The 13,859-nt window shown below is 35.2% G+C and carries 16 protein-coding genes; 4 read left to right on the top strand and 12 right to left on the bottom strand.

Translation table 11 applies throughout. The features are described from left to right. Nucleotides 1-201: 201 nt before the first annotated feature. The 6 genes from ddlA to LD272_RS06675 form a co-directional block, all read right to left on the bottom strand. On the bottom strand, nt 202-1,305 hold the full coding sequence (gene ddlA, locus LD272_RS06700; protein ID WP_226035821.1) for a D-alanine--D-alanine ligase: 1,104 nt from the start codon (nt 1,303-1,305) through the stop codon (nt 202-204). Between the two features lie 109 nt (nt 1,306-1,414). Continuing rightward, nucleotides 1,415-2,065: an ABC-2 transporter permease gene (locus LD272_RS06695; protein WP_226035820.1), complete on the bottom strand. Its 651-nt coding sequence runs from the start codon at nt 2,063-2,065 to the stop codon at nt 1,415-1,417. 29 nt (nt 2,066-2,094) lie between these two features. Beyond that, on the bottom strand, nt 2,095-2,772 hold the full coding sequence (locus tag LD272_RS06690) for an ABC-2 transporter permease (protein ID WP_226035819.1): 678 nt from the start codon (nt 2,770-2,772) through the stop codon (nt 2,095-2,097). Nucleotides 2,773-2,819: 47 nt separating this feature from the next. After that, entirely contained in the window at nt 2,820-3,665 is an 846-nt protein-coding gene (locus LD272_RS06685) for an ABC transporter ATP-binding protein (RefSeq protein ID WP_226035832.1), read from the bottom strand. Further along, entirely contained in the window at nt 3,662-4,039 is a 378-nt protein-coding gene (locus LD272_RS06680) for a GntR family transcriptional regulator (RefSeq protein WP_226035818.1), read from the bottom strand. Before LD272_RS06680 ends, LD272_RS06685 begins: the two co-directional genes overlap by 4 nt. A gap of 145 nt (nt 4,040-4,184) precedes the next feature. Further along, complete coding sequence (locus tag LD272_RS06675) at nt 4,185-5,360, bottom strand: pyridoxal phosphate-dependent aminotransferase (RefSeq protein ID WP_226035817.1); 1,176 nt, start codon at nt 5,358-5,360, stop codon at nt 4,185-4,187. Between the two features lie 291 nt (nt 5,361-5,651). Between LD272_RS06675 and LD272_RS06670 the strand changes: the two genes are divergently transcribed. Continuing rightward, on the top strand, nt 5,652-6,731 hold the full coding sequence (locus LD272_RS06670) for an iron-containing alcohol dehydrogenase family protein (protein WP_226035816.1): 1,080 nt from the start codon (nt 5,652-5,654) through the stop codon (nt 6,729-6,731). Between the two features lie 32 nt (nt 6,732-6,763). Further along, a complete protein-coding gene (locus tag LD272_RS06665) occupies nt 6,764-7,558 on the top strand; it encodes a carbon-nitrogen family hydrolase (RefSeq protein WP_226035815.1) in 795 nt (264 codons plus the stop codon). 281 nt (nt 7,559-7,839) lie between these two features. Here the strand turns inward: LD272_RS06665 and thiD are convergent, their stop codons facing one another. Continuing rightward, nucleotides 7,840-8,634 (bottom strand): bifunctional hydroxymethylpyrimidine kinase/phosphomethylpyrimidine kinase, encoded by a 795-nt coding sequence (gene thiD / locus LD272_RS06660; RefSeq protein ID WP_226035814.1) that lies wholly within the window; start codon nt 8,632-8,634, stop codon nt 7,840-7,842. Between the two features lie 140 nt (nt 8,635-8,774). Next, nucleotides 8,775-9,179 (bottom strand): DUF4064 domain-containing protein, encoded by a 405-nt coding sequence (locus tag LD272_RS06655; RefSeq protein WP_226035813.1) that lies wholly within the window; start codon nt 9,177-9,179, stop codon nt 8,775-8,777. Nucleotides 9,180-9,306: 127 nt separating this feature from the next. Here LD272_RS06655 and LD272_RS06650 point away from each other — a divergent pair, with 127 nt between their 5' ends. Then, nucleotides 9,307-9,603 (top strand): DUF3817 domain-containing protein, encoded by a 297-nt coding sequence (locus tag LD272_RS06650; RefSeq protein ID WP_226035812.1) that lies wholly within the window; start codon nt 9,307-9,309, stop codon nt 9,601-9,603. Nucleotides 9,604-9,700: 97 nt separating this feature from the next. Here LD272_RS06650 and LD272_RS06645 read toward each other — a convergent pair whose 3' ends face one another. The 4 genes from LD272_RS06645 to LD272_RS06630 all read right to left on the bottom strand — a co-directional run bounded on the left by LD272_RS06645 (nt 9,701) and on the right by LD272_RS06630 (nt 13,198). Continuing rightward, a complete protein-coding gene (locus tag LD272_RS06645; RefSeq protein ID WP_226035811.1) occupies nt 9,701-10,174 on the bottom strand; it encodes a DUF456 domain-containing protein in 474 nt (157 codons plus the stop codon). A 383-nt stretch (nt 10,175-10,557) separates the two neighbouring features. After that, on the bottom strand, nt 10,558-11,082 hold the full coding sequence (locus LD272_RS06640; protein WP_226035810.1) for a type 1 glutamine amidotransferase domain-containing protein: 525 nt from the start codon (nt 11,080-11,082) through the stop codon (nt 10,558-10,560). 226 nt (nt 11,083-11,308) lie between these two features. Next, nucleotides 11,309-11,758, bottom strand: a complete 450-nt coding sequence (locus LD272_RS06635; RefSeq protein ID WP_226035809.1) for an NUDIX hydrolase — start codon at nt 11,756-11,758, stop codon at nt 11,309-11,311. A 693-nt stretch (nt 11,759-12,451) separates the two neighbouring features. Continuing rightward, nucleotides 12,452-13,198 (bottom strand): NADPH-dependent F420 reductase, encoded by a 747-nt coding sequence (locus LD272_RS06630; protein WP_226035808.1) that lies wholly within the window; start codon nt 13,196-13,198, stop codon nt 12,452-12,454. A 224-nt stretch (nt 13,199-13,422) separates the two neighbouring features. Here LD272_RS06630 and LD272_RS06625 point away from each other — a divergent pair, with 224 nt between their 5' ends. Further along, nucleotides 13,423-13,782 carry a winged helix-turn-helix transcriptional regulator gene (locus LD272_RS06625; RefSeq protein WP_226035807.1) on the top strand — a complete coding sequence of 120 codons (360 nt, stop codon included), beginning with the start codon at nt 13,423-13,425 and terminating at the stop codon, nt 13,780-13,782. Nucleotides 13,783-13,859: the final 77 nt, after the last annotated feature.

Raw genomic sequence — 13,859 nt, 5'->3', positions numbered from 1 at the left:
TTCCCTCTCCTTTTCCTTTTGTCTCGACAACTTTAGGATAACAAAAGAGAGGGGAATGAGTGTATTTTTTTGACTTCTTTTAAAGCCTTGATAGAACTGAGGACACCACCACATTTAGTATAGAGCCTTTTATAATTGTACGCTAAACTAAAAAAACAAAGATGGATATACATCATCCACCTTTGTTGGAATTAATTGATATTAGTCTTCCCATACAGCATTTTTCAGCTGCTCATCTCGTTTATGACGTTCGATAGCTAACTCAATTAACTTGCTTATTAACTCTGGATACGATACTCCACTAATTTCCCAAAGCTTAGGATACATACTTATTCTCGTAAAACCTGGGAGTGTATTGACTTCATTAACTACTAACTCACCGTTTTCTAACAAGAAAAAGTCGACCCGTGCTAAACCTTCACAATTTAGTGATTGAAATACGTCAACAGCTTTTTCCTGAACTTTTTTAGTCAAGTCATCTGACAATTCAGCAGGAATAGCTAAATCAGCGCCTTTTTCATCGATGTATTTAGACTCATACGAATAAAAATCTGTCTGCGGTAAAATTTCGCCAGGTAATGAAGCGATTGGATCTTCATTACCAAGTACGGCACATTCTACCTCGCGACCTACAATTGTCTCTTCAATTAATACTTTATAATCATATTGAAACGCTTCTTTTATGCCCTCATAAAACTCTTGTTCGTTTCTCACTTTACTAACGCCAACAGATGAACCTTGATTAGCTGGTTTAATAAACATAGGTAATCCCAGTTTTTCTTTTGCCACTTGATAATTAATTTCACTCAATTTATTTTTTGTATAAGTAAAAGATTCTGCGACTTTGATACCAGCTTCTTTTAATAATCTTTTTGCGATATCTTTATCCATACTTACAGCAGATCCTAAAACGCCCGTTCCAACAAACGGTAAATTGGCAATTCGGAGCATTCCTTGAATACTTCCATCCTCCCCCAATGTTCCGTGTAATATCGGAAACACTACATCCAGTTGATCCAAAACCTGTGAGTCAGCTGCATTAATCAGCTGATTCGTACTTTCACCAGGTACAACGGCCACACCTTTATTTGTTTTATTTAGTTGAATAAGCTTTGGATTTTCTTCATTTAAAAGATAAGAGGACTGATCATTCAAGTGCCACTTGCCATCTTTATCTATCCCAATTAATACAACATCATATTTATTTTTATCAATTGCATCTACAATATTTTTAGCAGACTGTAATGAAACTTCGTGTTCTGCAGATTTACCACCAAAAATAATACCAACTGTCGCTTTAGTCATGAAATCTCCCTCTCACTATATAAATCTAATCATACTTTAAGATACCATATTAAGGCTCGTTTTGAATAAATTTTTTCACTCCGACCATTGTAGTATTTCGTGTAAATCCTTAAGTTATATCCTTTCTATTAAAAAACTTTTTAGAAAGGGTAATTGAAAGATAATATAACAAAAATACAATTGCAAATAAAGTAAGTGCATTAGAAATTGGTCTTATATTTGTGGCAAGTAAGGCAATTCCACCACCATCTGTGGCAGTCTGTAATACAGTACTAATATAGATAAGTGGAAAAAATACTATATATTGAACCATATACACTTCTTGTATTTTCGAATGAAACAAATAGTAGAGAGGAACTGAAATTAAAACTTGAATTAGACCCAAAGCAAAAGTTATTAAAATAGGATATACACCATATAGTTGAGCTGTTATGTGTTCAAAGTAATTACTAGTAAGCTCAAAAATAATCCATTGATACATCGAGATGAACAGAATATAGATGAAGAAAAATAGATACCGACTAAAAATTAGCTTACTTCGTTTTATCGGCAAGCTTATTAGAAATCGATTAATTTTAGCTTTGTCCTCACGGCTATGAACATTATAAATAAACAAAATGTGAAACAAAAACAGAATAAGATATGGGAAGTAAGGGTCTATATCAACAATAAACGTAATCGGAAAAAGTAATGTAAAAAAAACAATATACCAGATATTTAATATGAAATCATTTTTAATAAGTTGTACCAATAATTTCATCTCCTTCCCACCTTTCAGTTAAGTCTCTATTAATCCATCCTTGTTGTATTCTTTAGCAACTCTTTGCTCCCCTTCATTGATACAAAAAACAAAATTAACGAGCAGACAAATAAAACTACCGGACTAAACGGAACTGGACTCCTCAACCATTCCATTAAGCCTTTAGTCATTTGACTTGCAAAAAAATGCTCACCTTCAAAATTTGCTTTTGCAGCTCTCACACCAAATAGAATCGTTATTAAAAATATGGCCCCGACAATTCCCTGCATACTATTTACAAGTAAAACTGAATCAAATTTATAGTATAAAGGAATGCTAATGGCCTGAATAATTAGTACGATACCAAAAACAAACAAGATATCATTTAATGTATATAAGTAGATCTGTTCCCATGGAAATTTAGAGGCATTGCCATAAAAAGCTACAGCATTTATTCCCCATAATAATAAAATAAAAAAGGTTGTTTCTAGCAAAATATAGATAAATCGACTTTTCACAATTAAGGATTTACTAACAGGCAAGCTTTGTAAAAATCGGTTCACATGATTTTTAGAGTCGGACATAAATAAGTTACTAGTTAATATGCACGAAAAAAATATATAAAAATGTGCAGTAGGAAATGAAAATGATGTGATTAAGATGATTAAACTAACGCCAATGAACTGTCGCTGATTTAGGACTAAATCTTTTTTGAGCAAGGAAAGCATACTGGTACCACCTCTCTTAAATCACCCTGTTTCGAAGTTGATTAGTGTTATCTTGTCATGAAATACATAATATCCTCGAGCGACGCCTTTTCAATGACTACATCATCAGGAAAGTCCGTAAATGCGGAGTGATCTCCCTCAAATAATCCAGTAAACCCTTGTTCTGTTTGTTGAGTGCTAATAAATAATTTTTCAGTATCTGCATCAAGCCATTCTTTTTTAGCCTTAATTAAATGATAATTCTCATCAATTTCCTCCATACTCTTCTGGAAAACCACTTCACCCTTATTAATAAACACAATATAATCGGCAATACGATCCAAATCGGTGGTAATATGGGTGGAGAAAAAGATAGTCCGGTTTTCATTTATCATCAATTCTTGCAATAAATCAATTAGTTCTCTGCGGAAAATGGGATCAAGTCCTGCAGTTGGCTCATCCATGATAAGTAGTTCTGGATCATGTGATAAAGCAAATAACAACGAACATTTCATCTTCATTCCTTTAGAGAATTCTTTGATTTTAACTTGAATTGGTAGATCAAACTTATTTAAGTAACTATTAAACAAGTCTGGATTCCAATTACTATATAATGGAGCAATTAATGACTTCATTTTTTTAATAGTAAAGTTTTCATACATATAGAGCTCATCATATACAAACCCAATTTTTTGTTTCACACTTGCATGTTCATTTGGTGTACCAAACAGATTAATCGTACCTTTACTTGGTTTTAAAGTATCCATAATCATATGTATCGTCGTACTCTTTCCGCTTCCATTAGGTCCGATAAAACCCGTAATAAACCCCTTTGGAATTTTTAAATTGAGGTTATCTATTGAAAAGTTTGAAAATGATTTACTCACTTGTTTTATTTCAATTGGATTCATTATCCATCCCCCTCATAAAAGATATCTAGCCGCTCGATTAACTCATTTTTTGTTAAGCCTATCCGTTTTGCCTCTAATACCACGTTCTCAAGTTCAGTTTCCAGCTCGCGAATTTTCCATTCTTTTAATACATGTGGCTGCTGCCCTCTAACAAATGTACCTTTACCAACCGATGAGATTAAAAAACCTTCCATCTCAAGGTCTTCATATGCACGTTTAGTAGTGATTACACTAACCTTCAACTGTTTAGCCAACACTCGCATAGACGGAAGAGCATCCCCTTCTTTTAGTTCACCTTGATAAACCTGTTGCTTGATTTGTTCTTTTATTTGAATAAAGAGCGGAACTTTACTACTCGTGGAGATTAAAATGTTCATTAGATATCTCCTCCAACACTTAATTATATATATATAGTATATACAATATATACAAATGAACAGAACTTGTCAAACTACCTAAACGAAAAGAGCACCCACGAAGGATGCTCTTTACTTACATATATTTAGCTCATATCAAAACCGTTTAATTAAATAAATTTAACTTACCGATCCTGTTGACTGCCTCTGTTAATCTTTCTTCGCTATCGAGTAAGCCAACACGGATATACCCCTCGCCCTTGTCACCAAAACCATTCCCTGGTGCAACAGCAACATGCGCTTTTTCTAATAACAAGTCTGCAAACTGCTCTGATGTAAAGCCGTTTGGTACGGGTAACCATGCAAAGAACGTTCCTTTCGGCGGATCCACTTTCCAGCCAATCTCGTGCAATTTATCGACAAAAGTATCTCGTCGTTGCTGATAGGTCTGAACCAGTTTTTCTACTTCATTCTGATCGCCCAATAAAGCCATTTCTGCTGCTTGTTGAACAGCTCCAAATAAACTGACATAGATATGGTCTTGAATTAAATTAATACTTTCGACGACAGATTGATTTCCGACTGCAAAACCAACTCTCCAACCAGCCATGTTATACGTTTTGGATAATGTGTACATCTCTACCCCGATATCTTTCGCACCTTCAGACTGCAGAAAGCTTTGCGGTTTTTGACCATCAAAGCCTAATGAACCATAGGCAAAGTCATGAACAACACATATTTCATTCTTTTTAGCAATTTCAATTGTCTGATCGAAAAATTGTTTTGTTGCTGTGGCTGATGTAGGGTTATTAGGATAGTTTAAAAACATTAGTTTTGCTTTATCTAAAACAGATTGGTCAAGTATTGAATAATCTGGCAAAAAATTATTTTCACTTAATAACGGCATCAGTTCTGTCTCTGCGTTCGCTAATGCAATTCCAGACATATAATCAGGATAACCTGGATCTGGCAATAATGCTAAATCTCCTGGATTAAGTAAGCACTGACTGATTTCCACCAATCCTGTTTTAGCACCAAATAAAATAGCTACTTCCTTCTCAGGATCAAGCTTCACACCATACTCTCGTTTGTAGAAAGTAGCAATCGCTTCCTTAAGGAATGCTTGGCCACGAAAAGGTGAATATTTATGATACGCTGGATTATCAGCGGCCTTTTTCAATTCTTCCACTATATGAGGAGGAGTTGGCAAATCCGGATTCCCTTGGCCTAGATTTATCACGTCATAACCTTGACTAAGTAAGTATTGAACTTTTTGAACAAGATTTGCAAAAAACTGTTCAGGTAATCGTTGTAAAGTATCAGAATGTTCAAAGCGGTGCATTTTTTCCACTCCCGGCTCGATAAAATTATAGTTACTAATCTTAGACACTATACAATAATTTGTAAAGACTTTTCTGTCAATTCAATATTGACAGTACCTACCAGCGGTGTCATAATATCAACAACTTAACACACTCGCACTTAGATGTTGGTAGGGATTTTTCCGGCCAGTTATAACTTTTCGTCATGTACAAATCCCGCAAGTTAGATAAGAGGGCGAAAAAACGTGAAACATCTTCCTAGTAGGGAGGTGTTTTTTAAAACAACTACATACTAATGAGGTGAAAAACTAATGGAAAACATTCAAGTCCAAGGAGCACCTTCCATCTATCAGTGTTTCGAAGGGGTACTACAAGAACTACCACAAAAATTAACAGAACAAAAATTCAAACATGCTGTTATTATCCATGGAGAGAAATCATGGAACGCTGCAAAGGGCTTTTTAAGTAATCTAAGTATCCCCGTAACTAAAATTAACTATAACGGGGAATGTAGTCACGAAGAAGTTGAACGTATTAACACTATTATTGAACAAAATAATGCAGATGTCATTATTGGCGTAGGTGGTGGAAAAATAGTAGATATAGCCAAGGCTAACGGTAATTCATTAGATATTCCTGTTATTTTAATACCTACTTTAGCCTCAAACTGTGCCCCTTTTACACCTTTAAGTGTTTTTTATGATCAACTAGGCAACTATGTTGAGCACATTATTTTTCCAAAGAGCACGTTTATGGTCTTAGTAGAACCGAAAATCATCATTGATTCACCAACATCATTTTTCAGAGCTGGTATTGGTGATACAATAGCTAAGTGGTATGAAGCCGATGTCTTAACAAGAGCTTTACCTTCCAAATCAATTCCATTGGAAGTTGCTTTACATGCCGCAAAACTATGCCGTGATGTATTAATAGAAAAAGGCCCCGAGGCGATATCCTCCCTCGAAAAAAAGGAAATCTCACCCGCTTTTATGCAAGTAGTAGAAACTATTATTCTAGCAGCTGGCATGGTCGGAGGTTTCGGAGACAAGTACGGAAGAATCTCAGGAGCACACTCCATCCATAACGCGATCACTCATGTTCCAAAGACACACAGTTACTTACACGGGGAAAAGGTTGCTTACGGTATATTAGTCCAGCTAGCATTGGAAAATAGACCTGATGAAATCAATTATCTTTTGCCACATTATAAGAAACTAAAGTTACCAATCAGCCTGTCTGAACTAGGCATTAAACAAAACGTAAACGTTGCTATTGAAACCATTTCAACTAATGCAGTCAAACCAGGTGAATCGATTCACCTGATGAATGTCTCTAAAAAAGAACAAGTGCAAGAAGCTATTGAATTCTTAGAGAATCATATCAATAATTAATTCGCTAATTAAAGTTTAGGAGATGATTTTACATGGGGCTTGATATCGCTTTGATTCAAATGGATATAACCTACGGGGACCCAGTACAAAACAAGAAGAAGGTTGAAGAGCACTTTAAAAATTTTGCAACTGACAATCCTGTTGACGTAGTCGTTTTACCAGAGTTATGGACAACTGGCTATGATTTAACTCGGTTAGATGAAATTGCAGATGATAACGGCACAGATGCTATTAACTTCTTATCCAATCTCGCAACAAAATACGACGTTACGATCATTGCCGGTTCCATTGCTAAAAAATTAGATAATGATATTACCAATACAATGCTTGTGATAAACAGAAAGGGAGAGCTTATTAAAGAATATAGTAAGGCTCACCTATTCCGTCTTATGAATGAGGAAAAACATTTAATAGAGGGCAACGACGATGGGATTTTTCAATTAGAGAATCACCGAAGTGCTGGTGTCATTTGTTATGACATTCGCTTTCCCGAGTGGATTAGAACACATATGCTAAACGATACCAAATTGCTTTTCGTTGTAGCTGAATGGCCTGAGCCCAGAATTGACCATTGGAAAGCACTTTTAATAAGTCGAGCTATCGAAAATCAGTGTTTTGTGATTGCCTGTAATCGAGTTGGGTCCGATCCGAATAATGAGTTTGGTGGAAATTCCATGATTATTGGCCCATGGGGAGAAGTTATTGCTGAGGCACAAAACAAAGAAACCATATTATATGGCCATATCGATGTTGACCAAGTTGATAAAGTTAGAAAGACGATACCGATTTTTACAGATCGAAGGCCAGACCTTTATAAACTCAACTGAATTTCAAACTAAAAGCTAGGGATTGCCCCTAGCTTTTTGCTTGATATTATCTTAGATTATGATTGCTGACGCTAAATAATAAATTGCTATTCCTACAACGATTACATAAACCGTAATTCTTCCCCGTCCAAACTTGGGTTTTTCTTTGTCCAAACCATTCACCCACCATTATTTGTTGATATGTATAAACAAATATCATTACTAAAATTATAACACATTTTCTGAATTTTTAGATCGAGCAGTAGGATATCTAGTTATTATTACCTTAACAAGTTTACTTATCAGCCATATTTCCTTAAAGCTGCATGATAGGTTGAACCAATTCCTTTATCGAATGATAAAGCATGATTTATCGCCATTGTTATGAATTGCTTACCAAGCTCAACCGAATCTTTGACAGACTTTCCTTTGGCTATTTCTGCTGCAATGGCTGCTGAATAACTACAACCAGCTCCACTGGTATGAATAGTATCAATCAGCTCTGCTTTAAATTCCAGACAAACTTCACCATCATACAAAATATCAGTTGCATTAAGTGACGATCCACCCTTGACTAATACATATTTCGGTCCTAATCGATGCAACTTTTTTGCTGCTTGTACCATTTCATCAACTGATTTTATCTTCTCTATATTTAAAATACGAGCAGCTTCGTGTAAATTGGGTGTAATGATTGTTGCAAGTGGGAACAGTTTCTCTATCATAACCTCTATCGCATCATCTTGTAGTAATTGTGATCCCATCTTTCCTATCATTACTGGATCAACTATTATATTTTTTGTCGGAGCTTTAGCTAAAAGCTCTACAACAAGTTCAATAATCTCTTCTGAAAATAGCATACCAGTTTTAATTACATCTACGCCTACATGCTCAACAGCTGCGTAGTACTGAGCTTCAATTTGTTCGGTTGAATGAATAAAGATACCTTTTCCTGTAACCGGATTATTAGCAACAATCGCAGTAATTGCTGCCATACCATAAACATCCCTTTCCTGAAATGTTTTTAAATCTGCTTGTATTCCCGCACTACCTTGTGCTGCAGAACCAGCAATAGTTAATGCTCTTTTAATTGACATGTAAATACCCCTTACCCTCTATTTGCTAACCCGAATTTCTAATTCATGTTAACAATCTGTATTGACTATTATTCTAACAGCTTCTGAAAACTATACTCCACCTATAATAAAAAAAGAAATTTACGTTTCTTTCTAATGTTTTAGTCTCTTCGAACAAAACACAAAGTACCAGCAATTAGAAATAACATTCCTGATAACCAGCCAATACCAACAGTTAATAATGTGGACAAAACTGCTGCAATAATATAGAGTATTCCAGCACGTCTTGGATTTTCATTTTCTTTCAAGGAAGAGACAGCTTTTAGACCTAACACAATTCCAATAAAAGTTCCAATTAAAATAACCCAGCCTAGTACATCTCCAGCAGCTAAAACAATTTCAATTTCTTGCATTCTTACCGGTTCATTTTTCAATAATAATTGATGTAATTCATTCCTAAAACCCTCTCTTTTAATCGCAAATAAAAAAACAATTGTAAAAAGAGATATGAATGCATTTATAATCAATCCACTTACACCTAGAATAACCTCACCAGTTCTTCTCACTCCCATTCCCCCTCGTTTTATCTATATGTAAAAAGTAGTAGTTTAGCTATTAAATATACTTAACTATTTTTTTAAAAGCAGATATCCTTTATACTTTTAACTATACATTTAGAATGGAGGTATTGATTTGTTAAAATCCCCGATAAGCATCTTTAGATTATCCGGTTTTATTGAGGGTACATCCCTTATCATTCTGCTTTTTATTGCTATGCCATTAAAATACATAGCTGAGTTTCCAGAAGCAGTTACGGTTGTCGGGTCTTTACATGGAGCTTTTTTCTGCATTTATATCGCAGTAATTGGATACACAACACTCAGAATTAAATGGTCTTGGAAATGGATTATCAGTTCTGTGCTCGTTGCGTTCATTCCATTTGGAAATTATTTATTAGATATCCGTTTACAAAAAGCATCTTTAGCTTAATGAAAATGAATTTTAGTATAAAAGAACTGGTTGGGATAGTAATACTACTCCAACCAGTTCATTTCATTAGATGATATACCTTTACTTTTGTATCTCGTTAAATAGCGATAAAGAACCAAACAATCATGACAATTTGAATGATAACTTTAGCAAATGCGCCACCAAGAAACCCTAGTAATGATCCTATAGCTGCTCGAAAAGATTCTTCCGTAGACCTTTTTTGCATAATTTCCACTACTAAAACAGCAAGAAAAGGAACGAGTATAATGCCAAACGGTGGAAAAACAAATGAGCCAACAATCACTCCAATAGCCGCAATCCTTTCCCCCCATTTACTCCCGCCATACTTTTTCACAAAATAACTGTTAGCAATAATGTCAGATATTATTAAAACGATGGTTAAAATAACCATTGCACTCCAGAAAATGAATGACAGGTTATCAGCAATAAAGAAAAAGTATACTAAAAATCCTATCCATAATACTAATGGAGAAGGGATAAGTGGAAAGATAATTCCTAGAAAACTTAGAACAAAACATGCCACAATAAGTAACCAAATAATAATATCCAACTAAAACACTCCATTTTTTTAATATAGTAACAGTAAATCCAATGTATCGATTTTCTTCAAAACATAGTTACTATCCGCAACTACCTGCTAATCTATACGAAATAGAAACCTTGGTTGTTTCACACAATTTTAAAATTTCCTGACAAGAACAAAAGCGCAGGCGCCTTCGAAATAAGAAAAGCACTTATTTCTGCGAAGATTATTCTAAGTTGCCTTCCTTTGTGCTCACATCCAACAAGCTTAAGACCTCGAGGTGGTAAGCGCCGGAGCTGGATCTTGCTAACTTAGGAATTAATTATCCACAGCAGTCCATTTTATAGATTTTCCTAGACAATAAAATTAATCCTTTCTTAGGTACCCAAGAAAGGATTAATTAGTGCGTATTATTGCTCAGCTAATTTATCGGCGAATGCTTTAACATACGGCGGTAAATCTGGCGGACGGCGACTAGATATGATGTGTCCATCAACAACAACCGCTTCATCAAACCAGGTCGAACCAGCATTCGTCATATCATCTTTAATACCAGGTGTACTCGTTACTTTTTTCCCCTTAAGAATATCTGCAGAAATAAGCACCCATCCAGCGTGACAAATCTGACCAATCGGTTTTTTTGTTTCGTCCATATGACGCACAAAATCTATTACTTCAGGATAGCGTCTTAATTTGTCAGGTGCCCATCCACCAGGTACTAAGATTGCATCATAGTCATGTGCGGAAACATCTGTAAAAGCCTTATCTGATTCAGCAGGAACACCATATTTGCCAACATATTTTTTATTTGCTTCTTTTCCGACTAAATGTACGACTGCACCTTCTTCTCTAAGTCTAAGTACTGGATACCAAAGTTCAAGATCCTCAAAATCATCTTCCACTAACGCCATTACCTTTTTATTTTCTAAACGCATCCATCTCTACCTCCTTTATATCTTTAATATAGTGTAACAAAGAAAAAGCTTAAATTTGAACATTCCGCTTGTCCTCAGGAAGAATCCCCCACCAAAAGAGCAACTCTTTTCCTACTGAATTTGCATTTGATAACGATCCTTCTGCTCCTCTAGATGAAATTCAGCTTTATACACGGAGCATGCGAGATGGAAGCATTCAGGACTTAGTACAAGTGAAGATATTTTCTTATTCTTTTTTATACTTTTTCATCACCATTTCCGTTGTATGATGTAGGTTTTCAGGCAGATTGTCGATAGCAAAGTATTGCAGATCACAACTCTCATTATCATTTATAATCACTTGACCCTTTGCGGTGTATGTTCTGAACAGTCCAATCGCATTATAGACTTGATCACCATTCGGATATTTAAAGTGAAACTCTTGCCCAGAAAGAAGATCAACTAATTCTAGTTCCCCTGCATCTAAGCCGGTTTCTTCATACAGTTCCCTTCTGGCAGTATCTTCGAAAGATTCACCTAGTTCCATTGCACCTCCTGGCAGCCCCCAATCAAATGTATCAGAGCGTAGTTGTAGAAGTAGTTCATTTTTATCATTAAAAACCATAATACCTGCACCAACCATAATAATCGGACGGGAACCGATGTCTTTTCTTAAATCAGAAATATAATTCGCCATTAGATCAATCCTCGCTGTTGTATAAATTCAATAAAATCTTGTCATTTATTTTAGCATAACACCATTTTTATTTCCTTTAATTGTTGTTTACAGCACTAATAAGAGCGAACGTGCTTAACACATAAGTAGTTCCTTTCGGTGGAAAAACATACGAAATAGGATACTAATTAACATACAAAATCGCAATCCAAATAACATAATGACAATAGCTGGCAAACCAGTGGGAATTCTTTCCTCTCGATAAATCATTCAAGACCAGGGAAGGTGAACTTCTCGCCAAAAAGCACAATCAATAAAAGAAGGATATCTAGTGCGTTATGCAGATGATTTTAAAATACTGTGTAGAGACTGGAAAACGGCCGAGAAATGTTAATATACATCGTTAGATGGAACGCGGAGTGCTTGGAAACTGGGCACGCTCGTGTGGAGCAGGAGAAAAGCCGGAGATAACTTCAAACGCTTACCTATTGCTACGGTTAAAGAAAGAGGGATTTAAAACACAATCAAATTTAAATTTGAGTTTTAAAAAAATTGAGTTCGGACTGGAAAGGCTTTTTGTAAGTTCTCAGAACTATTAATAAAATTCTGGATTGTTTTGCGGTAAAAAGGAAAGAGGCGAACATATTTCTTCGTAACTTTATGAGGATATATGGATATACATAAGGTGCACTCTAACTTAGTGCACCACTTGTTTTATGAATTGTATATTTCTCTGTTTAAATTCACAATATCCTTATGTGAAAATTCAACTTCTTTTTTTTCCGCAAGGAGCTCTGCAAACCTTTCCATCACCTTATCCCGTAGTAATGGTGCTTTTTCTTTATTTGCCTTTTTCAACGCTATCATTAGTTCATCTTTTGTTAGCTCTGTGCAGTAAGCAGGAGTTCCTGGCTGTTGTCTCCAAGAGTCACTTAAAGAACCACTATCTACTGCGTCGAAGCCTAGCTCGTTTACTACGTCCATCACTATTTGTTTTTGTGATTGACCATTACCAGCAACTGCCATCGCAATTCGTCCATTAGAATCTTCGGATGTTCCTTCATTTTCTAAAGTATAGGCTAATAGATTGTTGAAAGCTTTAATGATAGGTCTGCCTAATTGATTAGAAACCCAAACACTTTCAACCATCCCCTTCTCGATTTCTTCAATTTTGCCGTCTCTAAATGGATAATAATTTGATGTATCTACAATGATTACTTCCTCCCCAACTTGATTGATAATGTCCCGAATGTTTGGCATTGCTTTTATTGGGAGAGATATTATAAGAATTTCAATATTTTTAATTACATCCTCTACACGCACAGGTGTTCCAGCAAAATCTTTTCCTTCCAAACGTTCAATTCCTCGTGCATCTGCAATTTTAACATCATATCCAATCTTAACTAATTTTTTAGAAATAATTGACCCAATTGGTCCTGCACCTATAATTCCAAATCTCATTATTGTTCCTCCTAAAGAATTTTTATATAAAAAAATTATTCTGCTTTAAATTACACAATCATATGTTTATCAAACCGTAAACATATCTTCATTAGATATTAAAAAGTATTGATTACTTCTATTACATATACTAGAATAAAATCATTTCTCATCTTTTTAAAGTAGGCAATAAAAATTGACGTAGTACATTTTTTTGTACTTAATAGTAGAAAGCAGGTGAAAAGGTGTCTAGAATATGTAAGGATGGATTTGAGAAAGAATGTATAAAGGAACAAAGAGAAGTATATGGCATTGCCTATACCCAAAACATACTCTCTGGACGTTGGAAATATCTCATTCTTTGGTTTTTAAAGTCCAAAGAGCGTCGTTATAGTGAAATCAAAGCTTTTTTATGGGATATTTCACAAGGTTCTCTTACAAAGCAACTTCGAGAACTAGAAAGGGATGGCTTAATTAGCCGCAAAGTTTATCCAGAGGTTCCTCCTCGTGTGGAGTATTCATTAACCTCAAAAGGGAAAGAATTCATTCCTATTATTGATTTGATGGAAGAGTTCGGGAAGAAGTTTGGGGAGCAAGTAGACTAACCAAGCGAACACATCCAACGTTTTCCCCAAAATTCAAAAATTAAATGGTGAATAAAGTAAAAGTTGTGGAAGGAGAA

The sequence above is a fragment of the Aquibacillus saliphilus genome (assembly GCF_020404745.1).
GTDB classification, from domain to species: domain Bacteria; phylum Bacillota; class Bacilli; order Bacillales; family Amphibacillaceae; genus Aquibacillus; species Aquibacillus saliphilus.
This window is presented reverse-complemented; position numbering and strand designations above follow the sequence as displayed.

Excerpts from the sequence above, each read along its gene's own strand:
- ddlA (WP_226035821.1), bottom strand. The coding sequence starts at position 1,305 with ATGACTAAAGCGACAGTTGGTATTATTTTTGGTGGTAAATCTGCAGAA.
- LD272_RS06695 (WP_226035820.1), bottom strand. The coding sequence starts at position 2,065 with ATGAAATTATTGGTACAACTTATTAAAAATGATTTCATATTAAATATC.
- LD272_RS06690 (WP_226035819.1), bottom strand. The coding sequence starts at position 2,772 with ATGCTTTCCTTGCTCAAAAAAGATTTAGTCCTAAATCAGCGACAGTTC.
- LD272_RS06680 (WP_226035818.1), bottom strand. The coding sequence starts at position 4,039 with ATGAACATTTTAATCTCCACGAGTAGTAAAGTTCCGCTCTTTATTCAA.
- LD272_RS06675 (WP_226035817.1), bottom strand. The coding sequence starts at position 5,360 with ATGCACCGCTTTGAACATTCTGATACTTTACAACGATTACCTGAACAG.
- LD272_RS06670 (WP_226035816.1), top strand. The coding sequence starts at position 5,652 with ATGGAAAACATTCAAGTCCAAGGAGCACCTTCCATCTATCAGTGTTTC.
- LD272_RS06665 (WP_226035815.1), top strand. The coding sequence starts at position 6,764 with ATGGGGCTTGATATCGCTTTGATTCAAATGGATATAACCTACGGGGAC.
- thiD (WP_226035814.1), bottom strand. The coding sequence starts at position 8,634 with ATGTCAATTAAAAGAGCATTAACTATTGCTGGTTCTGCAGCACAAGGT.
- LD272_RS06640 (WP_226035810.1), bottom strand. The coding sequence starts at position 11,082 with ATGCGTTTAGAAAATAAAAAGGTAATGGCGTTAGTGGAAGATGATTTT.
- LD272_RS06635 (WP_226035809.1), bottom strand. The coding sequence starts at position 11,758 with ATGGCGAATTATATTTCTGATTTAAGAAAAGACATCGGTTCCCGTCCG.
- LD272_RS06630 (WP_226035808.1), bottom strand. The coding sequence starts at position 13,198 with ATGAGATTTGGAATTATAGGTGCAGGACCAATTGGGTCAATTATTTCT.